17 protein-coding genes (1 of these 17 only partly in view) are annotated in these 23,411 nt (G+C 32.9%); 7 read left to right on the top strand and 10 right to left on the bottom strand.

Annotated features, from left to right (window positions below):
* On the bottom strand, positions 1 to 1,108 hold the 5' portion of the coding sequence (locus tag LQ189_RS08980) for an aminotransferase class I/II-fold pyridoxal phosphate-dependent enzyme (protein WP_230155972.1). It extends 119 nt beyond the left edge of the window; only the first 1,108 of its 1,227 coding nucleotides appear in the window; the start codon lies at positions 1,106 to 1,108; its stop codon lies off the left edge, out of view.
* A 268-nt stretch (positions 1,109 to 1,376) separates the two neighbouring features.
* Between LQ189_RS08980 and LQ189_RS08975 the strand changes: the two genes are divergently transcribed.
* Entirely contained in the window at positions 1,377 to 1,835 is a 459-nt protein-coding gene (locus LQ189_RS08975; RefSeq protein WP_230155963.1) for an Lrp/AsnC family transcriptional regulator, read from the top strand.
* Between the two features lie 135 nt (positions 1,836 to 1,970).
* Complete coding sequence (lpdA, locus tag LQ189_RS08970) at positions 1,971 to 3,374, top strand: dihydrolipoyl dehydrogenase (protein ID WP_230155961.1); 1,404 nt, start codon at positions 1,971 to 1,973, stop codon at positions 3,372 to 3,374.
* 56 nt (positions 3,375 to 3,430) lie between these two features.
* Here the strand turns inward: lpdA and LQ189_RS08965 are convergent, their stop codons facing one another.
* Positions 3,431 to 4,324 (bottom strand): DUF4349 domain-containing protein, encoded by an 894-nt coding sequence (locus LQ189_RS08965; protein ID WP_230155957.1) that lies wholly within the window; start codon positions 4,322 to 4,324, stop codon positions 3,431 to 3,433.
* 240 nt (positions 4,325 to 4,564) lie between these two features.
* On the opposite strand from LQ189_RS08965, the gene LQ189_RS08960 reads away from it, so the two are divergent.
* The 4 genes from LQ189_RS08960 (at position 4,565) to LQ189_RS08945 (ending at position 11,169) form a co-directional block, all read left to right on the top strand.
* On the top strand, positions 4,565 to 5,851 hold the full coding sequence (locus tag LQ189_RS08960) for an anthranilate synthase component I family protein (RefSeq protein WP_230155955.1): 1,287 nt from the start codon (positions 4,565 to 4,567) through the stop codon (positions 5,849 to 5,851).
* A gap of 14 nt (positions 5,852 to 5,865) precedes the next feature.
* Positions 5,866 to 7,176 carry a tRNA lysidine(34) synthetase TilS gene (gene tilS / locus LQ189_RS08955; protein WP_230155953.1) on the top strand — a complete coding sequence of 437 codons (1,311 nt, stop codon included), beginning with the start codon at positions 5,866 to 5,868 and terminating at the stop codon, positions 7,174 to 7,176.
* On the top strand, positions 7,176 to 9,209 hold the full coding sequence (locus LQ189_RS08950) for a protein-disulfide reductase DsbD (RefSeq protein WP_230155951.1): 2,034 nt from the start codon (positions 7,176 to 7,178) through the stop codon (positions 9,207 to 9,209). The genes tilS and LQ189_RS08950 overlap by 1 nt, the downstream gene beginning before the upstream one ends.
* Before the next feature lie 109 nt (positions 9,210 to 9,318).
* Positions 9,319 to 11,169, top strand: coding sequence for a CocE/NonD family hydrolase (locus tag LQ189_RS08945; RefSeq protein ID WP_230155943.1), 1,851 nt, complete (start codon positions 9,319 to 9,321; stop codon positions 11,167 to 11,169).
* Positions 11,170 to 11,311: 142 nt separating this feature from the next.
* Here the strand turns inward: LQ189_RS08945 and LQ189_RS08940 are convergent, their stop codons facing one another.
* From LQ189_RS08940 to LQ189_RS08925, 4 genes are all read right to left on the bottom strand, one after another.
* Positions 11,312 to 12,628 carry an ammonium transporter gene (locus LQ189_RS08940; protein WP_230155941.1) on the bottom strand — a complete coding sequence of 439 codons (1,317 nt, stop codon included), beginning with the start codon at positions 12,626 to 12,628 and terminating at the stop codon, positions 11,312 to 11,314.
* 279 nt (positions 12,629 to 12,907) lie between these two features.
* Positions 12,908 to 13,285 carry a PH domain-containing protein gene (locus LQ189_RS08935; RefSeq protein WP_086455037.1) on the bottom strand — a complete coding sequence of 126 codons (378 nt, stop codon included), beginning with the start codon at positions 13,283 to 13,285 and terminating at the stop codon, positions 12,908 to 12,910.
* A gap of 6 nt (positions 13,286 to 13,291) precedes the next feature.
* A complete protein-coding gene (locus LQ189_RS08930) occupies positions 13,292 to 14,599 on the bottom strand; it encodes an amidohydrolase family protein (protein WP_230155939.1) in 1,308 nt (435 codons plus the stop codon).
* A gap of 55 nt (positions 14,600 to 14,654) precedes the next feature.
* A complete protein-coding gene (locus tag LQ189_RS08925) occupies positions 14,655 to 17,642 on the bottom strand; it encodes an amidohydrolase family protein (RefSeq protein WP_230155937.1) in 2,988 nt (995 codons plus the stop codon).
* Between the two features lie 228 nt (positions 17,643 to 17,870).
* Here LQ189_RS08925 and LQ189_RS08920 point away from each other — a divergent pair, with 228 nt between their 5' ends.
* Complete coding sequence (locus LQ189_RS08920; protein WP_230155934.1) at positions 17,871 to 19,406, top strand: YifB family Mg chelatase-like AAA ATPase; 1,536 nt, start codon at positions 17,871 to 17,873, stop codon at positions 19,404 to 19,406.
* Positions 19,407 to 19,637: 231 nt separating this feature from the next.
* Here the strand turns inward: LQ189_RS08920 and LQ189_RS08915 are convergent, their stop codons facing one another.
* The 4 genes from LQ189_RS08915 to LQ189_RS08900 all read right to left on the bottom strand — a co-directional run bounded on the left by LQ189_RS08915 (position 19,638) and on the right by LQ189_RS08900 (position 23,199).
* Positions 19,638 to 20,951, bottom strand: coding sequence for an amidohydrolase family protein (locus LQ189_RS08915; RefSeq protein WP_230155932.1), 1,314 nt, complete (start codon positions 20,949 to 20,951; stop codon positions 19,638 to 19,640).
* 91 nt (positions 20,952 to 21,042) lie between these two features.
* Positions 21,043 to 21,351 (bottom strand): hypothetical protein, encoded by a 309-nt coding sequence (locus LQ189_RS08910; protein WP_230155930.1) that lies wholly within the window; start codon positions 21,349 to 21,351, stop codon positions 21,043 to 21,045.
* Positions 21,352 to 21,371: 20 nt separating this feature from the next.
* Positions 21,372 to 22,016, bottom strand: a complete 645-nt coding sequence (locus LQ189_RS08905) for a CatB-related O-acetyltransferase (protein ID WP_230155928.1) — start codon at positions 22,014 to 22,016, stop codon at positions 21,372 to 21,374.
* Between the two features lie 208 nt (positions 22,017 to 22,224).
* The gene (locus LQ189_RS08900; protein WP_230155926.1) at positions 22,225 to 23,199 is read right to left on the bottom strand and encodes a hypothetical protein; all 975 of its coding nucleotides are present in this window, start codon (positions 23,197 to 23,199) and stop codon (positions 22,225 to 22,227) included.
* Positions 23,200 to 23,411 lie beyond the last annotated feature (212 nt).

Here is a 23,411-nt window from a genome sequence, read left to right as displayed (position 1 = left end):
CAGTCAATCCCATTTCTATTTGTTCTTCCATTGGAATTTCGCTTGAAGTTGATGTTCCTGGTGCGCTAAATAAAGTTTTATAAAATCCTAGACTCACAGCTAGGTAACCTAAGTTTTTTTCTTGCATTAATTCCATCAAGGCATTTGCTTTTTCTAAAGTACCTACATCAAGCGTCATCATACCTCCAAAACCATACTCATGATTAATCATAGACGAATATAATTCATGACTAGGGTGACTTTTTAAACCAGGATAAACCGTTTTTAACCCTTCATTTTCAAAACGTTCGGCTAGATACATAGCATTGTAACTGTGTTGTTTTATTCTTATGTGAAGCGTTCTCAAGTTTTTCATCACACTAGCTGAACGCAAACTATCCATTGTAGGTCCTAATAACATGCTGGCTCCACTATTTACATTTTTTAAGCTATTGATAAATTCTTGCGATGCACACGTTACACCTCCCACAGTATCACTACTGCCATTAATGTATTTTGTTAAACTATGAATTACAATATCAGCGCCTAATTTTGCAGGAGAAACAGATAATGGCGAAAAAGTATTATCAACAACTAGTGTTAAGTTGTATTTTTTAGCAATCAAAGAAAGTCCTTTTATATCCGCTACTTCAAGTAACGGGTTACTCACGGTTTCACAATATAGAACTTTTGTATCTGGAGTTATAGCAGCTTCTATAACATCTAGTTTTGTAATATCAACAAAGGTGGTTTTGATGCCTAATCTTGGAGTGAAATTCTTCAAGAAAGCATACGTACCACCATAAATTGTTCTGCTCGAAACAATGTGATCACCAGTTCCACAAAGTTGCAATAAGGTAGGTGTAATAGCTCCCATTCCCGATGCCGAAACATTTGCCGACTCTGTTCCTTCCATAGCAGCTAAGGCTTTGTCTAAGTATAAATTACTTGGTGAGGAATGACGGGAATACAAGTAGCAACCTTCCATATTTCCTTCAAACGTATCGAACATGGTTTTTGCCGAAAGAAAGGTATAGGTTGAGGAATCAGAAATCGATGGATTTACACCTCCAAATTCTCCAAAATACTGTAAATCTTGAATTTTATCTGCGGGATTGAAATTTTTCATAAGTTTTTTTTTGAAGCTATTCCTGCTATTCGCTATATCTTTTATTCGCTGAGGCGCATAAAAGGATGTCGCTTCTATCAGGGCTAGGGGATTACGGTTTTAAGATTAATTCTATTTCAAATTAAAGGTGTTCTAGATTAATAATCAATATTACTCGTTAATTTTAGATTTTAAAACTATAAAAAACATTAAATGGTATTAAATTTTCTAATTTAGCATCAAAAATAGGATTGGTATAGATTTTTTTTCATTTATAAATTTCAAGAATATGATTTTAGATGCTATTGATAAGAAACTCTTGTATTTATTACAATCAGACAGTAAAAAAACAACCAAGGAGCTTTCCTTAAAGTTAAATTTATCTGTAACTGCAGTCTATGAGCGCATTAAAAAATTAGAGAGGGAAGGTGTTATCGATAAATATGTTGTCTTAATAAATCGTTCGAAAGTCGAAAAAGGTTTTGTGGTTTTTTGCCATCTTAAATTAATTCAGCACACTAAAGAGTTCATAGCAAAGTTTGAAAGTGAGGTCATTCAGCTTAAAGAAGTTATTGAATGTCATCATGTAAGCGGAGATTATGACTATATTCTAAAAATAGTTGTAAAAGATATGGAAGCTTACAGAGAATTTTTAGTTACCAAACTGACCACTCTACAACATATAGGCAGTACACATAGTACCTTTATGATAAATGAGGTGAAAAACACCACTGTTATTGATGTCTAATACTATTTTTTATTAAATTCATCTTTTTAAATTCGGTAAATTAATCCTAAAAAAGCTGATCAATACGACCTTAAACAAAACTAATTTCTTAATTTTGTAACACTTTTATATAAACATCACAAAAATTAACATATTATGAGTTCATTTGACGTAGTCATTATAGGTTCAGGCCCAGGCGGATATGTATCTGCTATTCGTTGCGCACAATTGGGATTTAAGACAGCAATTATTGAAAAATATTCTACCCTAGGTGGAACTTGCTTAAATGTAGGATGTATTCCTTCAAAAGCATTGCTTGCTTCTTCTCATCATTACAGTGAAATTGCACATTTTGCAGATCACGGTATTGAACTTTCTGGTGATGTAAAAGTTAATCTTGAAAAAATGATTGCACGCAAACAAGCGGTTGTAGATCAAACTTCGGGAGGTGTTAAATTCTTAATGGATAAAAATAAAGTAACTGTTTTTGAAGGTTTAGGTTCTTTTGTTGATGCTACACATGTAGCTGTAGCAAAAGCTGATGGAACTTCAGAAACTATCGAAGCGAAAAATATTATCATAGCAACGGGTTCTAAACCATCTTCTTTGCCTTTTATCAAAATTGATAAAGAAAGAATTATAACTTCTACTGAGGCATTAAAACTTAAAGAAGTGCCAAAACACCTTGTAATCATTGGTGGTGGAGTAATAGGTATAGAATTAGGTCAAGTCTATTTAAGATTAGGAGCACAAGTTTCTGTAGTTGAATATTTAGACCGAATTATTCCAGGAATGGATGCATCTTTGTCTAAAGAATTGACAAAAGTATTAAAGAAACAAGGTATGAAATTCTACGTTTCTCACAAAGTGAAATCAGTAGAAAGAAATGGAGAAGGAGTTGTTGTTCAAGCCGAAAATGCTAAGGGGGAAACAATAACATTAGAAGGAGATTATTCATTAGTTTCGGTAGGGCGTCGTCCGTATACCGATGGATTGAATGCAGATAAAGCAGGTGTTAAAATTTCTGAAAGAGGAATGGTTGAAGTAAATGATCATTTACAAACAAATATTCCTAATATCTATGCAATTGGAGACGTAGTTCGTGGTGCAATGTTAGCACACAAAGCGGAAGAAGAAGGTGTTATGGTTGCTGAGATTATAGCAGGACAAAAACCACACATTAATTATAATTTGATTCCAGGTGTTGTTTACACTTGGCCAGAAGTTGCTGCAGTAGGACAAACTGAAGAGCAATTGAAAGCTGCTGGTGTTGATTTTAAATCAGGTAGTTTTCCATTCAAAGCTTTAGGACGTGCACGTGCTGGTGGTGATTTAGATGGTTTTGTAAAAATCCTAGCTGACGCAAAAACAGATGAAGTACTTGGAGTTCACATGATTGGTGCTCGTTGTGCTGATTTAATTGCAGAAGCAGTTACTGCTATGGAATTTAGAGCGTCTGCTGAAGATATTTCAAGAATGTCTCATGCACATCCAACTTTTGCAGAAGCGATAAAAGAAGCTGCTTTAGCTGCAACTGATAATAGAGCATTACACGTATAAGTAGACTATATTTTAACAAAAACCCGTTCAATCTAATTTTTGAACGGGTTTTTTATTTAATTGACTTTGCGAAAGTATTTTTTGTATGCGAAATAGCCTATAATGCCAATTAAAATGATCGACCATAATTGAACGATTACCGCAACTATTCCTTCAATAAGATACCAGCCATTTTCGAGTCCATCAACTATTTTCGAACCAAAACCTTGACGAAATTCCTTTTCATTAGCAATCATTTCTTTTTTGATGGTTTCACGTTGGTAAATTTGTAGCGTTAAAGTGCTAAAATTTACTTGGTCAGCTAATGAGATATTTTCGAGTTTGCTGTTATCTTTTTGTTCGCTTTTTTGATTTAGGTCATTTTCTGCTTGCACCACTTCATTTAGTTTTTTGCCTTTGCTATCAATCGCTTTTATAAGGCGCTTTTCTTGATTTGCGTCTCTTTTTTCTTTTAATTGATTGGAGAGCAGTTGTAATGAAACATCGTCAGCCTTAATTATACGATACTCCAGAAAATCAATTTGTTTCGAAATGGTTTTGATTACCGTATCCATTTTGGTATTGGGAACCCGAATGGTGATGTTATTCTCAACAGTATATTTCGTGATTTCTAAAGTACTGTCTTGGCTAATTTTAACCTCTTTTTTTTCAGAAATTGTGCTTTGTAAATTGGTGTAAGTTACAAAACCTCCAAATTTGTTGGTGGCGTTTTCAATAATGTAAGTTGAGTTGGGAACATTTTTTACCTTAAATTTAATATCGGCAGTTCGTACAAATTTTCTATCACTATTTTTTGGTTGTACTGCTGCAGCTGAAGAAACAGTATAACTACTATCTATTGAAGAAGTTGTTGTTTTAGAAGCAGTTTCATCTAAAGAATCGGCTTTTTTACAAGAAATAGCTAAAATGATTAGCAGTAAAGGGAATAGGGCATGGTGTTTTTTAAGCATAATTTTTTGTTTTACAGGTTAATAATTTATTTGTTAATAGGTGTTTTCTTGTTTGCTGGCTTTTTAGATTTTAAGTAAAATGCTACAATTCAAATTTCATGCCATCAAAATAAACTTTGTTTAAATGGGCAAGGAATTACGTTTAAAAGCTGTGTATATTCTTGCTTTTAGAATCAGTCATGATTACCGATTTAACATAAAAATGTTGTAATTTTGAGCTATAAAAAACATTTCAATTCCTTGAGAACATCCATCATAAAAAATGTCGAAAATTCATTACAAATCAAGCAACAACTTGTAACATGGGCGCAACAGTTTCGTGAAATTATTTTTTTAGATAGTAATTCGTATCCACAAGAATACTCCTCTTTTGATTGCGTGCTTGCAGTTGACGCTTTTACCTCTTTAAAAACAGATTATTACAATGCATTCGATGATTTGAAACAATATCAAGAAAGTACTAAAGACTGGTTGTTTGGTTACTTGTCTTATGATTTAAAAAACGATGTTGAAAAGGTTTCATCAAAAAACAATGATTTTTTAGATTTTCCAGATTTATTTTTTTTTCAACCCAAAAAAGTATTTATACTCAAAGGAAACACACTTGAAATTCAATATTTGAATTTTTGTGATGATGAAATAGATTATGATTATGCAACTATTTTGTCTACAGAATGTCCTATCAATACCATTGTTGAAACAGTTCATGTAAAACAGCGGATTTCAAGAGAAAATTATTTGAAGAAAGTGATTAAAGTAAAAGATCACATTCACCGAGGGGATATTTATGAAGCTAATTTTTGTATGGAATTTTTTTCTGAAAATACAGCAATTGATCCATTGCAAAAATTTTTAAAATTAAATTCCATCTCAAAACCACCTTTTGCAGTTTATTTTAAGAATCATCAACATTACATACTTTCGGCGTCACCGGAGCGTTATTTAAAAAAAGAAGGAGAATTAATAGTTTCCCAGCCCATAAAAGGTACATCTAAACGTTTTTTGGATACAACTGAAGATGAAGAATCTAAAAATAAATTAGCATCAGACCCAAAGGAACGTGCAGAAAATATAATGATAACTGATTTGGTTCGAAATGATTTGGCACGAACAGCTCAAAAAGGCAGTGTTCAAGTAACAGAGCTATGCAAGATTTACTCATTTTTGCAAGTGCATCAAATGATTACGACTATTACCTCGAAACTTGATTCTCAATATGCTGTAATTGATGTCTTAAAATCAACTTTTCCAATGGGAAGTATGACAGGGGCACCAAAAATTTCTGTCATGAATATTATTGATGAACTTGAAGAAACCAAAAGAGGCGTTTACAGTGGAGCAGTCGGGTATTTTACTCCTAACGGGGATTTTGATTTTAATGTAGTTATCCGAAGTATTCTGTACAACAGTGCTTCAAAATACGTTTCTTTTTCTGTGGGAAGTGCCATTACTTCTTTATCGGTTCCAGAAAAAGAGTATGAAGAATGTTTGCTAAAAGCTCATGCAATGCTTGAGGTTTTGAGTTAGTTAAGTTAAATAAAATGATACAACAAATAGAGAAACATATTCAGCAAAAGCTATCTTTTTTACTAGGTAAAAAGGTGCTTTTGGCAACCAGTGGTGGTATAGACAGCATGGTTATGGTTCATTTGTTTCAGCAAATGGGATTTAACATGGCTATTGCTCATTGTAATTTTCAGCTTCGAGGTTTAGAAAGTTTTGAGGATCAAAAATTTGTTCAAGAGTACGCATCAAATAACAATATTCCTTTCTTTTTTACCCAATTCGACACCAAGGCATTTGCCGAAGATTATAAAATATCCACACAAGTTGCCGCCAGAGAGTTGCGTTACAGCTGGTTTTACGAAATTTTAGAGCAAGAACAGTACGATTACATTCTTACGGCACACCATGCTGATGACGCTCTTGAAACTTTTATAATCAATTTAAGTCGAGGAACTGGCATTGAGGGTTTGACCGGAATTCCTCAGCAAAATGATCGTGTAGTAAGACCACTTTTGGCATTTAGCCAAGATGAAATTACACGTTATGCCCAAGAGAACAATATCAAATGGAGAGAAGACAGCAGCAATGCCACAGATAAATACCTTCGAAACAAAATCCGACATCAGGTTATACCTTTGTTAAAAGATATTAATTCTAATTTTTTGTCATCATTTCTTAATACGCAAACCTATCTTCAGGAAGCTCAAGTTATGATGGAGGATGCCGCTATTATGATTTATCAGCAGGTGGCAAAGCAAGAGAATGAAATTATATATCTTGATATTAGAAAATTAAAACAATTACCTAATTATAAATCCTATTTGTACCAATGGCTCAAAGAATTTGAGTTTAAATCTTGGGATGATATTTATGCACTTGTTGAAAGTCAATCAGGCAAGTTTGTTCTTGCTCCTCAATACCGATTATTAAAAGATCGTGATTATTTAATCCTTAGTCCGATAAATTTCGTAAATACCAATGAGGAATATTTTATTTCTGAAAATCAAAGAGAAGTTAATATTCCCTTAAATCTGACTTTTTGCAAAGTAGCCGACATTAGTATCGCCACAAATACTTCTATCTTTGTTGATGCAGATTTATTGCACTACCCATTGCGATTACAAAAATGGAGTGAGGGAGCTGTTTTTCATCCTTTTGGTATGCAAGGGAAGTCAAAAAAAGTGAGTAAATTTTTTAAAGATGAAAAATTATCTCTAAATGAAAAAGAAAAAACTTGGTTGCTATATTCCGATGAAACAATAGTTTGGCTTGTTGGATTAAGACCAGACGAACGGTTTAAAGTAACCGAAACAACTAAAAATATTTTAAAAATAGAACTACGCTAATGAAAAAAATAATCCTTTTACTTATAGCATTTTTGGCTTTTACCAATGGTAATGCTCAAATTTTAGATCCAGCAAAATGGACTACTAAAATTGAAAAAAAGTCAGATACTAGATACCTCTTGATTTTTAATGCTGTAATTGATAACGAGTGGCATTTGTATTCCCAATTCACGCCAGATGGGGGACCACTTCCTCTTGAAATTATTTTTAAAAACCAAAAAGGAAATTTTAAACTTATTGGCAAAGCCAAAGAAAGCAAAACAAGAACTGCCTTCAATGATATATTTGAGGTAAACGAAACTTTTTTTGAGAAAAAGGCTCAAATTCAACAAGAAATTGAACTTACAAATACTAAGCTTACTGAGGTTAAAGTTGACTTTAATTATCAGGTTTGTAAAGATGTCTGCATCAATGTTGAAAAGAATTTTACTTTAAAAATTCCTCAAAACGAAAGTGCAACCACAGAAGTAGCATCGGTGATAAATGTTGCGACCGGGGATTCAACCCTGTCAAAAGAGGTTGTTGATACTGTGAAAACAGAGGTGAAAGCTGAGAAAACCGCTAAAATAACTGCTCCTATAGCTGAAAAACCAGAGGAAAAAAGAGGTTTATTATCTATCTTTTTTATTGCATTTTTATCTGGGTTTGCAGCATTATTAACACCATGCGTTTTCCCAATGATCCCTATGACGGTTAGTTTTTTTACCAAACAAAGTAAAACTAAGGCAAAAGGAATTCGAAATGCTATTATTTACGGTATTGCTATCATTTTTATTTACGTAGTTTTAGGTTTTTTGGTAACGGCAATATTTGGAGCTGATGCCCTAAATGCTTTATCTACTAATGTATGGTTTAATATCATTTTCTTCATTTTATTAGTTGTTTTTGCCTCGTCCTTCTTGGGTGCATTCGAAATCATGTTGCCAAATTCTTGGGCAAATAAAGTAGACAATCAAGCAGACAGAGGTGGTATTATTGGTATTTTATTCATGGCATTGGCTCTAGCTATAGTTTCTTTTTCATGTACGGGGCCTATTGTAGGAACTCTGTTAGTAGAGGCAGCTTCCAAAGGCGGTATTGCACCTATTGTAGGAATGTTTGGTTTTTCATTAGCACTTGCATTACCATTTATGTTGTTTGCTATGTTCCCAGGTTGGTTGAACTCATTACCTAAATCAGGTGGGTGGTTGAATACGGTTAAAGTAGTATTAGGTTTCTTAGAACTGGCATTGGCCTTTAAGTTTTTATCTAATGCTGACTTGGTATTGCAGCTCCATTTCTTGGAAAGAGAAGTGTTTTTAGCTATTTGGATTGCTATTTTTGGAACATTAGCTTTATATCTTTTTGGAAAAATTACACTCCCACACGATAGTCCATTGAATCATATTTCGGTAGGAAGATTGTCTTTAGGATTAGTAGTTTTAGCTTTTACGCTGTATCTAATTCCAGGGATTTGGGGAGCGCCATTAAAATTAATTTCAGGTTTTCCGCCACCTATGACCTATAGCGAAAGTCCTTATGGAGTAGGAAATTCAAAAGGAGGCTCAGCAACAACAGCTCAAGTTTTACCAGATGGAGCTCATTTAGGACCACATGATTTAATAGCTTTTGAGGATTATGACAAGGGAGTAGCTTACGCAAAATCAGTTAACAAACCTATTCTATTAGATTTTACAGGTTATGCGTGTGTGAATTGTAGAAAAATGGAAGACTATGTTTGGTCCGATCCAATGATTTTAAAAATATTACAAAACGAGGTTGTGCTTATTTCATTATATGTTGATGATAAAAGGGAACTTCCAAAAAAAGAGCAATACGTATCTAAAGAAACTGGAAAAGAGGTGGTAAGCGTAGGAAATAAATGGAGTGATTTTCAAATTACCAAGTTTAAAGCAAATGCACAGCCATACTACATTGTTATGGACACTGATGGGAATATGCTATCAGATAAACCAGAAAGTTACAACTCAGATATCAATGCTTACAAAGATTGGTTGAGAGACGGAATAGATTCATTTAAAAAGGCCGAATAGGCCTTTTTTTTATGCTTATTTTTTTACAATGAATTTATTTTAGTGTCTTTAAACTGTTTTTATTTCCACATATTTTTTATCTTTAAACCCTATTAAATTTAAAAAACACATGAAAAAACTACTAAGTATTGCATTATTGATATTTGGTGTCTTATTATCCTCGGCTCAGGATTCTAAACCAAATTATGTAGCAGAAAATTACACTAAAAAAGAAGTGCATATCAAGATGCGCGATGGGGCCGAGCTGTTTACCTCAATTTATGCTCCAAAGGATACTTCAAAAAAGTATCCAATCATCATGCAAAGAACACCTTATAACTCGGGGCCTTATGGCGCTGATAAAATGAAAAGGTCGATTTCACCAAGTGAAACGATGATGAAAGAAGGGTATATTGTAGTTTACCAAGATGTTCGTGGTAGGTTTATGAGTGATGGTTTGTATGATAACATGCGTGGCTATGTACCTAATAAAAAATCAAAGACTGATATTGATGAAGCATCTGATACGTATGATACAATAGATTGGTTGGTAAAAAATGTACCTAATAATAACGGAAACGTAGGAACATGGGGAATATCTTATCCAGGTTTTTATGCAACGTATTCTTTATTAAGTAATCACCCGGCATTAAAAGCAGTTTCGCCACAAGCATGTATTGCTGATTTCTTCTTTGATGATTTTCATCACAATGGAGCTTATCTTTTAAGTTACTGGAAAGTGACACCTTTATTTGGACCACAAAAAAAGGCACGTACCACAGAGCCATGGTATACTTTTACCAATACGGGAACCAATGATGATTATCAATTTTTTCTTGATGCTGGCCCACTTTCAAATTTAGATAAGTATTACGGAGCCGATAATGAATTTTGGCAACAGCTAAAAGATCATTCTAGTTACGATGATTTTTGGCAAAAGCGAGGTATTCTTCAACACTTGAACAATATTAAACCTGCAGTTATGACTGTTGGTGGTTGGTTTGATGCAGAAGATTTATACGGTCCTTTAAATACATACAGTACGATTGAAAAGAGCAGTAAAAATTACAATACCATCGTAATGGGGCCGTGGAGTCACGGAGATTGGGCTCGTAATTCTGCTAAACAAGTTATTGGGAATATTAATTTTGGCGATAGCATTTCAGGTTTTTATCAAAAAAACATTGAAGCTAATTTTTTCCGTCATTTCCTGAAAAATAATGGAAAAGGTGAAAACACACTTCCTGAGGCTTATGTTTTTGATTCGGGTAAAAAAGAATGGAAAACGTATGATGCGTGGCCTCCAAAGAATACGGAAAAGAAAGCATTTTTCATGCAAGACAACAAGTTGTCACAAATGGCAAAAAAGAATTTTGCCTTTGAAGAATTTATTAGCGACCCAAAGAAACCGGTTCCTTATTCTGAAGATGTTAAACAACAAGGTCTTACACCTAGAAAATACATGACAGATGACCAGCGATTTGCAGCAAGACGTCCTGATGTTCTTGTTTTTGAAACCGAAATTTTAACAGATGATACAACACTTGCTGGCGATATTTTAGCGCAATTACAAGTAGCAACCACAGGTACAGATGCGGACTGGGTTGTAAAAGTTATTGATGTTTTTCCTAATGAGGAGCCAGAGACTAAAGAGATAGCTCCTCATTTAAAAATGAGCAATTATCATATGATGGTGAGAAGCGAAGTAATGAGAGGTCGTTTTAGAAATAGTTTTAGTAAACCAGAACCGTTTGTGGCTAATGAAAAAACAGCAGTAAATGTTAAGTTGCAAGATGTGTTTCATACCTTTAAGAAAGGGCATAAAATTCAAGTACAAGTTCAAAGCACTTGGTTTCCATTGATAGATCTAAATCCTCAAACTTTTGTAGAAAATATTTTTTATGCAAAACCAGAAGATTTTCAAAAACAAACTCATAAAGTGTTTAATGATTCTAAAATAGAATTTACTATTCTTAAATAAAGAGTTGTTAAGATTTATATCTTTTATGAATCAGTCCATTTGAAATTAAAATACCTCAAAAAGTTATTACTTTTTGAGGTATTTTTTTTAACATAAATTACAAGATAATTATCTATTGCTTATTGTAATAAATAATGTTTGATTATAAAAATTCACCATGTTGAGAAATGTCAAGTCCTAATTCTTCTTTTTCCTCGCTTACACGTAAAGGTGTTATTTTGTTAACAATAAAAAATAAAACATACGATGCGGTAAAAGCAAAAATAGAAACCACAACTAAAGCTTTAAATTGATTTAGAAATAAGGTAGTGTCTCCAAAAATTAAACCTTGATTATCTCCTACAACAGAATTAATTGATTTTGACGCAAAAACACCAGTAAGTAGCATTCCTACCATACCGCCCACACCATGACAAGCAAAAACATCTAATGCATCATCAATTTTGCCTTTATGAAATGCTCTCACTACAAGATTACTTATTATACTAGCAATTGCTCCTATAAACATAGCGTGTGGAATACTTACAAAACCTGCAGCTGGTGTTATAGCCACTAAGCCTACAACTACGCCAATACAAGCACCCATTGCTGATAATTTGTGTCCTAGAATCTTATCTAGAAATACCCAAGCCATACCAGCAGCAGCAGCAGCAACGGTAGTAGTTCCTAATGCTTGTACTGCAAGGCCATTTGATCCTAGTGCTGATCCTGCGTTAAAACCAAACCAGCCAAACCACAGTAAACCAGTTCCTAATAATACATAGGTTATTCTTGCTGGATTAACCTTTTGAACTTTTCTTTTTCCAAGGAAAATAGCTCCTGCAAGTGCTGCCCATCCTGCACTCATGTGTACTACTGTGCCTCCAGCAAAGTCAAGTACTCCCATTTTGAAAAATAAACCATCAGGATGCCAAGTCATGTGCGCAAGCGGAGTATAGATAAATAATATGAACAAAACCATAAAAAGTAAATAAGCCCAAAAACGGATACGCTCTGCAAATGCTCCAGTTATCAAGGCAGGTGTAATGATGGCAAACTTAGCTTGGAATAAGGCAAATAGCATAAACGGAATGGTAGGAGCAAGACTCCATGCGGTGTTAGTCCCTACGCCTTGAAAAAATAAGTTAGGAATTGGATTTCCAATAATACCACCAATTGTAGGGCCAAATGAAAGTCCGAAAGCAATGATAACCCATAAAACGGTAACAATTATCATGGCCATAAAACTTTGTAACATTGTACTAATGACATTTTTTTTTCCAACCATACCGCCATAGAAAAAGCCTAGCCCAGGAGTCATTATAAGCACTAGAGCTGTAGCAACAATAATCCATGCGGTATCGCCAGTATCAAATTTTACAGCCTCGGTTGGAGCAGGTGCGTCGATTAAGAAATAATTTGAAAAAAGGGTAAATAACAAGATCGCAATTAACAGCACACTCAAAACAATTTTTCTCATAGTTTTTTGATTTAAATTTCAATAAAAGTATAAAAATGTTGTTTATGCCCCATTAAAAATAACAGTATGAGTCAAACTTTTAAATATATATTAAAATGACCCCTATTTTTTTAAGGGTTAGTTATAATTTAATCTTAAAATTTACAATTTAACAAGGCCAATTTGAACTTTTTAAAAATTTTGTTATCAATCTTGATTATTTACATGAATTTATGGCATAAAAAAAGACACTAAATTGAAAATATCAATCAGTGCCTATTAAATGTATTGTGCAAACTATTATTTCAACGTGTGTCTACTTAAAATTTGATACACCTCGTTAATGTTGTTACCGCCTTTTCCAAATTGTTTGCTAATGGGGGCATCATCATTATTAAGCCAAATTTTTAATTCAGCATCCATATCCAATAATCCTGCACTTTCTTTTGAGAATTTTTTGATACTAGAGTAGGGAATGGTTAAGTAATCTACTTTAGTTCCTACTAATTGTTTTTCAATCAAGATCAATCTTTTATTGGTGAAAATAAACATATCTCGAATGAGTTTGTATGCTTTTTCAATTACCTCACCCTCAATCAAGATTGGTTCAAATTCTGTAGCAATATTTTGAATATTTACCTCAGACGCATTTCCTAGAATAGCATTAAATAATCCCATAATAATTTATTTTTGATTGTATTTTGTTTTGTAACGATCGTTTAATTTAGTTTGATGTGTTTCTAAGCTGATCATTCTACCTTGTATGAAAGCATTTGTAAGCTTGTTTGTTCTCATATCAAGTGCATCACCATCAGATAAAAATAAGGTTGCATCTTTTCCTTCTTCAAGAGTACCGCATTGTGCATCAATACCTAATATTTTAGCAGTATTTGATGTTATAAGTTGTAAAGCTTGTTCTTTATCTAAACCGTAAGCAGCACAAGTTCCAGCTAAAAACGGTAAATTTCTGGTGTTCATTCTTTCATGTGACCCACTGTTTTCAAGTCCTACAAGTACTCCTTTGTCAGTTAGTAGTTTTGCATTTTTATAAGGTAAATCAATATCATGATCATCATTTTCTGGCATTTCATGAACTCTTTTTAATAGAACACCAATGTTGTTTTCTCGTAATAAATCGGCAGTTTTATAAGCTTCATATCCACCAACAATAACCATTTTTTTGATTCCGCTTTGTTTAGCAAACTGTACGGCATCAATAATTTGTTTTTCTTCATTGGCATGGATATACAAAGTTTGAGTACCATCAAAAAGACCTTTTGTAGATTCTAAAACGATGTTTCTTTCTTTTGAGGATTCGCCTAAATAGGCTTTGGCGTTAGCAAGATAAGACCGTAGTTCTTGAACTTCTTTTGCATATTCTTTGTTAGCTTCAATATTTCCTGGTTCTGCCCACCAGCCGCTTCTTCTAAAAGTGGATGGAAAGTTAACGTGAATTCCATCATTTTCTTTAACCAATGCATCTTTCCAGTGCCAAGCATCCAGCTGAACAATTGAGGATGTACCAGATATTACTCCGCCTCTTGGGGTAATTTGTGCCATTAAAATTCCGTTTGGTCTTACTGTTTCAATAACTTTTGAATCAGCTGTATAGGCAATGATACTTCTTACGTGAGGTTTCATAGCACCTATTTCATCTTCGTCATCAGATGACTTAACGGCATCTATTTCAACAAGACCTAAAGTAGAATTTGGAGCAATAAATCCAGGATAAACATGTTTTCCAGCAGCATTGATCGTAACATCATAAGCACCAGCCGCAAGACGTATCACGGTAGCATCTGCAATGAGTGTGATTTTTCCGTTTTCAAAACCTAAAGCACTGTTTTCAATCACTTTGCCATTTCCTAGATGCGCAGTTGCATTCATGATCAAAACAGATTTGGTTTGTTTATTTGCGGGTGTTTGTTGCGCTTGAGCTAGTATTGGCAAACCGAGTGCCAAAACTAAGAGATATATTTTTTTATAATTCATTTTATATTTTTTTAAAGTTGCTTGACTAAGCTTAAAGTATGAAATTGAGAAAGTGTTACTCCTCAAGAGTATCGCACTCATATTCTTTTCTTTCTTTCTTTTTAGGTTCTTGTGTGATCATTCCTTTGTTTTTTTCTTGTAACAATTGACCAATCAGTTCACTTCTTTCTTTTGTGATTTCCGTTCTTTTTTCAATATCTTTCTTAGCATCAAAGTAAACAACTCCTTCAATTAAAGTTTGCTCTGCTTTTGCATAAATAGATAATGGATTATCGCTCCACAAAACGATATCAGCATCTTTACCTGTTTTTATACTACCTACTTTATCATCAATACGTAATAATTTTGCTGGGTTTAATGTTACAAATTTCCACGCATCCTCCTCAGATATATTTCCGTATTTTACAGCTTTTGCAGCTTCTTGATTTAATCTTCTTGACATTTCAGCATCATCAGAGTTGTAGGCAACTACAAGTCCAGCGTTGTGCATAATAGGACCATTAAAAGGAATGGCATCATTTACTTCAAATTTGTAAGCCCACCAATCAGAGAAAGTAGAAGCTCCCACACCGTGCTCTTTCATTTTATCAGCAACTTTGTAGCCTTCTAATATGTGAGTGTATGTATTTACCCTAAAGTTGAATTTTTCGGCAACATTCATTAACATTAATATTTCTGATTGTACATAAGAGTGACAAGAAATAAAACGTTCTTTATTTAAAATTTCAGCAAGAGTTTGTAGTTCTATGTCAACTCTTGGCGCTTTTCCTTTTTTATTGCTTGCATTAAATGTTTTCCAGCTCAAATCATATTCTTTGGCTCTTTGAAAATAATCAATAAAAACTTGTTCAACACCCATTCTTGTTTGCGGGAAACGAGTAGGATTTGTATTTCCCCAGTTTGATTGTTTTACGTTTTCTCCAAGTGCAAATTTTATAAATCCAGGCTGATTTTTGTAAAGCATCTCTTCAGGAGCTGCTCCCCATTTCCATTTTACAATAGCAGATCTACCACCAATAGGGTTTGCTGAACCGTGTAACAATTGTGATGTTGTTACACCACCAGCTAGTTCTCTGTAAATATTTACGTCTTCAGAGTTTACTACGTCTTGAATGGTTACTTCGGCACTAGAGTTGTGTCCGCCTTCATTCACACCATTAGAAATAGCAATGTGAGAGTGCTCATCTATAATTCCGCTTGTAAGGTGTTTTCCTTTGGCATCAATTACTGTAGCAGAGGCATCCGAAATGTTTTTACCTACTGCTGCAATTTTTCCGTTTTTAACCAAAACATCTGTTTCGGTTAGGATTCCTTCTTTTTCGTTTGTCCAAACTGTTGCATTTTTATACAAGATAGTTTGCGCAGCAGGTTTACTAAGATTTCCAAATGCTGTATTTGGGAATGTTCTAGGGATTACAAAATTGTTTTTTTCAACTTTAGTAGAATCGATGGTTTTTACAAATGGAGCTGTTTTTACTGCAGACCATTTTACTTCTTTTCCGTCAAATAAAACTGCTTTTCCAGAAAGGGTTTGAGTGTCATCAATAAACCCAATTAATCTTGTAAAACTAGTTTTGGTTGAATCCAAAGGTTTAATCACGGTAGATAACCAATTGTTACTCATTGAAAGTTTTGAGTTTACTTTTTTGGCATCAACAGTAGTGATTTCTGATTTTGGTGCGCTAACTTCACCATTAATTTTCCATTTGAATTTTTCATTGTTGATGGTAAGGTCGTAATTTCCTCTAATATCTTTGATGGTTAAATCATTTATTACGAACTTATTACCTTGTACCCAGTTTTCATATAAAATTGTTTTTTCATCAAATATCGCTCCAGATGCAATTACGAAATTAGCTAAGCTTCCGTTTTTTAACGATCCAACTTCATTGCTTTTTCCTAAAATAGCTGCAGGAATTGTAGTCAATGCTTCTAGAGCTTTGGTACTGTCAAAACCAAATTTTATAGCTTTTAAAAGATTTGTTCTAAAATCCTCAATTTTCTTTAATTTATCAGTTGTAAGTGCAAATACCACTCCGTTGTCTGATAAAACTTTTAAGTTAGTAGGAGCTTGATTCCAAAAACGCAAGTCTTTTAACTCCATTTGATTGGCTTGGTTTGGATCCGAAACATCATACGCTTCTGGGAAATTTACGGGAATTATAAATTTAGAATTGGTGTTTTTAATTTCTTCAATTCTTTCAAATTCGTTTCCGTTTCCTTTTAAAACATAGTTCAAGCCAAATTCTTTAGCAATTTTGGCCGCACGTAAACTGTTTAATTTGTCCTCCGATGCAAATATTTGAACTAATTTTTCATTATTTGCAAGCGCCTCAAGCGAAAGATCTTTTGTAGCAGAGTTTCCTTTTTTATACCAATCTAAATCATGATACATTTGTCTCAATAACGCCATCATTCCCATTAAAGACCCAGGATAGGATTGATTTGTGGTAACGCTCCTTGTAAAAGCAAAGTGATTGGTTAACTTGTCTGCCAGCAATTGGTTTTGCTTTTCAAAATTATTCAATGCTATTAAAGTTCCTGTTCCTCTTGCAATACCGTTAGGAACGTGTGTTCCTACTACTCCAAAACCAGCTTTTAGCAATTCTTCTGCTTTGGTTTGGTCATACTTGAAGTTTTCGAAAGCATTTGCTTCGGCTAGGATGCTTTCATTCCAGTAATAGCCTATTCTTTTAGTGTCATATGTAGGCATACGCGGACCTGCAACACTTTTTGGTTTTTCTATACCAAAATTAGTGTAGATGTCTATAAAGGAAGGATAAACTGTTTTTCCCTCAAGGTCTATCGTAGTACAGTTTTTAGGAATGTTAACCGAGGTTCCCGCACTTACTACTTTCCCGTTTTGGATCAGTAAGGTACCTTTTTCAATAATTTGAGTTGGAGTTACATAAATTTTAGCATTTGTAAATGCAGTAAAATTGGTACTCTTGTTTTGTATACTTTCGTTATTAGGAAAGTACTCCTGCGCATACGTTTTAGATAGCACCACGCTAAATAAAAGTAGAAATAGAATTTTTTTCATAGTTTAGTTTCTAATTAGTTCTTAAAAGTAAAAAATTGTTCAAAGAGTGTGGACTGTTTACATGAATTTAACATTTGTTTTTTATTATGTTGATTTACTAAGTATTATAAATTAGAATATGTTTCTATTTTATGAAATTATATAAAAGATACTATTTTTTTATATTGTTTTTGTAGATGTTAAAATATAAGAAATGTTTTTACTAATTTTAATTTAAAATAATAATATATGTTAGTAAAGGTTTTTGGGAGTGCTGTTTTTGGAGTTGAGGCTACAACAATTACAGTTGAAGTTAATATGGATAAGGGTATAGGCTACCATCTTGTAGGTTTGGCAGATAACGCTATAAAAGAAAGTAGTTACCGTATTGCTGCTGCGCTTAAAAACAATACCTATGCTATGCCTGGAAAAAAAATCACCATTAACATGGCGCCTGCAGATTTACGTAAGGAAGGTTCAGCCTATGATTTGACATTGGCAATTGGCATTTTAGTGGCTTCTGGCCAAATCAAAGCAGATGCTCTTGAACAATATATTATAATGGGTGAATTGTCTCTTGATGGAAGTTTGCAACCTATAAGAGGAGCCTTGCCAATAGCAATTAAAGCTAAAGAAGAGGGCTTTAAAGGTTTTTTTCTGCCTAAACAAAACGTAAAAGAGGCAGCCATTGTAGCGGGACTTGAAGTCTATGGTGTTGAAAATGTTCAAGAAGTGATTGATTTCCTTGAAGGTAAAGGAACTCTAGAACCTACCACAATTGATACACGAGCCGAATTTTATAAATCCTTAGACTTTCCTGAATTCGATTTTAGTGATGTTAAAGGACAAGAAAGTATAAAGCGTTGTATGGAAATTGCTGCTGCTGGTGGACATAATATTATATTGATAGGTCCGCCTGGTGCAGGAAAAACAATGCTTGCCAAAAGATTACCAAGTATTTTGCCGCCCATGACGTTGCGCGAAGCACTTGAAACTACAAAAATTCATAGTGTTGCAGGTAAACTTAAAGAAGTGGGTTTAATGAATCAAAGACCATTTAGGAGTCCTCATCACACTATTTCTAATGTTGCCTTAGTAGGTGGCGGAAGCTATCCTCAACCTGGAGAAATTTCTATGGCGCACAACGGAGTTCTATTTCTAGATGAGCTACCAGAATTTAAAAGAGATGTACTTGAAGTCATGCGTCAACCTCTTGAAGATAGAGAAGTTACTATTTCTAGAGCTAAGTTTACGGTCACATACCCATCATCGTTCATGCTTGTTGCTAGTATGAACCCTAGTCCGAGTGGTTTTTTTAATGATCCAGATGCTCCACAAACTTCCTCACCACATGAAATGCATCGGTATTTGAGTAAAATATCTGGTCCATTGCTAGACAGAATAGACATTCATATTGAAGTAACTCCTGTTCCTTTTGATAAACTTTCAGATGATCAAAAAGCTGAGAGTAGTGTCGCTATTAGAGAACGAGTGACTGCAGCTCGAGAAATACAATCTAAACGTTTTGATCACATGGACCACATTCATTACAATGCCCAAATGAATACCAAACAAATCAGGGAGTATTGCGCTCTAGATGAGGTGTCAAAACAATTATTAAAAACAGCTATGGAACGATTGAATTTATCTGCAAGAGCTTACGACCGAATTTTAAAGGTAGCGCGAACTATAGCTGATCTTGAAGCATCCCCAGCAGTGCAGTCAAATCATATTGCCGAAGCCATTCAATATCGAAGTCTAGACCGCGATGGTTGGTTGGGATAATTTTTTTGATGAATTTTAGGTGTATTTTACGACTTTTATCCAATGAAATACAACCTTAATCAAATAGGCAAAGTAAATTCAACGGATTACTTTATATTTTGAATTCTATTTTTACTGAATTTATTTCTATGTATGTGCAACTAGGACAAAAAAAGTGCTGTACATATAACGGATTATTATAATTGTTAAAAAGTAAAAAGTAGTAAAAAATAGGTTAAATTAGCTAATGAATCATTGAACTTCCCCCTTGTAAACAACCTTATGAATTTTTTGAGTGTTTTTGATGTCTAATAATGGATTTTCATTAAGAATTAATAAATCTGCTTGTTTATTTTTTTCAACGGTTCCCTTGTTATAGTTTTTCCCAAACCATTCTGCGGGGTTAACAGTAGCGGTTTTAAGAGCTTCATAATTAGTTAATCCAGCATCTACCATACGTTCTAGTTCTTGATGTAAAGATAATCCGGGTACAAGCCATGGATTAGGGAAATCGGTTCCAGCTAGAATTTTTGCATTGTTTTTATGTAGTAATGCGACTGTTTTTTTTTGGAAATCAATGTACGTTATCACATTTTCTTTTTTACCGTAACCTACGCTAGACCACCAACCAAGTAAACCGTCTAAACCATCACCAATTTTATTTTTAAGTATGCTCTTACAAAATACTTCGTCTGTTTGATTATAAAATAGTACAAGGGTAGGGCAGTTCCATATGTTATAGGCTACCGTCTTACGTACAGCATCATTAAGTTTATTGAAGTCAATATCTTTTGCGGAGATTTCATCAAAAGGGACATCATAATTTTTGAGAAGAATTTTTTTAGGCAAAGAATCGAGTTTTGACGCATATCTAGAGTAGCCGCTAAGGTGTTCTATTTCGCCTCCATTTATATCAAAAAAATGCTGTTTCTGTAATGTCACGGGAATATGATAAGCGACTTTGAAACCTTGTTTTTTGGCGTAAGAAAGTCCTTTTCTAAAAGAGTTTTCATCTAATCGGCTGTATAATTTTATAAAATCATACCCTTTTTTTATTTGCTCGTAAATGATTTTTTCAATATCGGATTCAGATGTTACAATTGGGCCACTGTGGTCTTTGCCAAAAGATGGTGGATTACCATCAATCAATTCAGATGCAGAATATATATCAGGTGAATTACGCAATAATTTCTTGTTAATGCTGTCTCTCTTTTGTAAAACTTGATCATTTCCTGCCATAACCCTTACGGTTGTAATTCCATATTTTAAAAACAAGGGTAAAGAATACTTATCCATGAAAGGATTAAGATGTACGTGCATATCAGTTAAAGCAGGAATAACATATTTTCCAGTTGCATCAAGTACAGTTGTATTGGATGAATTTTTCCAACTTGAACTATTTACAACAGCAATAATTGAACTGCCAGAAATGAGAATGGTTTTATTTTTTAAAATAGCATTCTCTTTTAACGTGATTACATTACAGTTTGTAATTGCTAAATCAATTTTTTGACTATAACTTGCATACAAGCAGAAGTGCAGTACAATTAAAATAACTTTTCTCATATTATTTATATATTTCATTAACTAAAGCAATGGTGTGACAATATTTTTGATAAAAACTAAATTAACAAAAAATAGTTAAATGTCTAAAATTTTATATGGCAATATCAACAATAGCAACAAAAAACGGAATTAAGACTATAAAAAAAGCAATAAAATAGTCTTTTTTATTTTGCCCTTTGCTACAAATTGCAAATAAAAATGAAGTTAATAGGCAGGCTAAAAAAGGTCCCACAACCATCATTAATAATCCAGCTCCTGCTGCGCCACACATTGATTTTGATAGTAACGAATCCATGTTGTGAAAGAAATAAAAAATGAAACTCCACCAAATTAAATATAAAAATAAGATTAGGGTTGTTTTTTTATGTCTTTTGGTATAATCAAAAATAGTTGTAGTCATTTTAATAAACATATTTGAATTTACAGCTCAAGGTTATTTGCCGAATTTATAAACAAGTCAATTTTATCATCAGTAAGATTTTGAATGTTTTTAGTAATTTTTTCAATATCCCAATTCCACCATTGTATTGTTAACAATTTTTCAATTTGTTCTTTTGTAAATCTTTTTTTTATCTCATTAGCGGGATTCCCTCCAACAATGGAGTAGGGTTCTACATTTCTAGTTACCGTCGAATTCGAAGCAATTATCGCCCCGTCACCTATTTTTATTCCGGGCATTATAGTAGAGTTATACCCAATCCAGACATCGTTTCCTATCTCTGTATTTCCTTTATTAGGATACTGTTTTCCTTCCATGGCATTTTTCCAGTCCTCTCCAAATATTGCAAAGGGATAAGAACTGATTGATTTTGTGAGATGATTTGCCCCATTCATTATAAATTTTACACCAGAAGCAATCATGCAAAATTTGCCTATGATTAGTTGATCACCTATAAAATCAAAATGATATTTTACATTTTTTTCAAAATTAGAAACGTTTTCAAAATCATCATAATAGGTATAATCTCCAATAATTATGTTAGGATTTGTGATTGTGTTTTTTAAAAAACAAAGTTTATTGTAATTTTCTAATGGAAATTGGGTGTCTTTATTTGGTATTTTCATTTTTGAATTTTTCTAGATGATTTTTAATTTATTTATTAAAAGAGATTATTTTTTCTTTTAAAAGGCCCACATTATCTGTAAATCATTGGTCATGTTGTAAGTTGAGGATGATAGTAGACTCAAAAGTAATGGTCCTATTGTTTTTAATTTTAAGTGTAGGTAATTTAATTAAATTGGAAATACACTTATATAATTTTTCTTAATTTTTTTACTCCATCAAATCAATTTTGTAACCAATACCAATATCAAAAATGGGGTACTCCTTATTTTTAGAATAGATAATTGGTTTTTCGATTTGTCTCCACTTTGAATCTTTTTCATAATCAAATCGATAAAATGTTTTAGTATCATTTTGCTTTTCAATAATAGGGATGTTTGGTAAAATCCATTTTATAAATTTTTTATCAGCAAATTTTTTATTTACGTCATAAGGCATTTCAATAATTAGGGAATTATTTTCATCAACTTTACCGATAAATGTTATTGCAACAAACAAACCCTCTTCGGGGATTTTAATGTTTTTTTCAAAGTTTGTGGTAAAAGAATCATTTATACGTTCGGAATAGATTACCTCATACTTACAGTAATTATTTAAATTTTCACCAGGCATTCCATCAACACATTCTAATATTTCTAGTTTTATTAAAGTTTTATATGGATATTGTTTCTCGGGATACATATTTCTTGTAACATCATTAGCTTTTTTAAACACCGGAATTTCAATACTTTTTAAATAATTTATTTTTGTTTCATGTGAATTAATTTTAAAAGCAAACTTCAAGCCTATTGCGCTATGATACATCTTGTTATAATCACTATGGATTATTGGTTTTGAATTTATTTTTTTTGCAACATTTAATTTTTGAGTGTTTTTAATTATGATTTCATCTAATTTTATATTTTTTGGTTTTAAAAAAACTATTGAATCGTTTAATTTTTTTAAATCATTTTTTTTTAATTCGTAAGATATGTGTGATATTTCAATTGACTTGATATTAATGTCACTAATATTAATGTCACCATTTTCACTTGAAAACAGTCCATATCCATTTAGAAAATTGATGTTTGCATACTTTACGGGCATTTTTGAAATACTGTCTAAAATGTTTAATTTTCTATTCTGAGAATTTGAAAAATAAATATTAAATGCCGAAAGTGAAATACATAAAAAAAGTTTTTTCATTCAATTAATGTTAATTATAAAAAGTTTTTAGTTCAAACTATAAGACTAAAAGTAAATCAGTAAAGAAACTTCTTTTTTTTAAATTTTAGTATAAATATAGTAGATTTAAACTACAAAAAATATTTTTTTGTAAAAATAATCTGTTGAATGTACGAAATAAAGAGGATACTGAATCCTCTTTATATTCTCTCTTTGTAATTTACGATAACTTT

It is taken from the genome of Flavobacterium sp. CECT 9288 (assembly GCF_918731615.1).
In the GTDB taxonomy this organism is placed as follows: Bacteria; Bacteroidota; Bacteroidia; order Flavobacteriales; family Flavobacteriaceae; genus Flavobacterium.
Note: the sequence above shows the minus strand (reverse complement) of the source record. Positions and strands in the feature narration are given on the sequence as shown.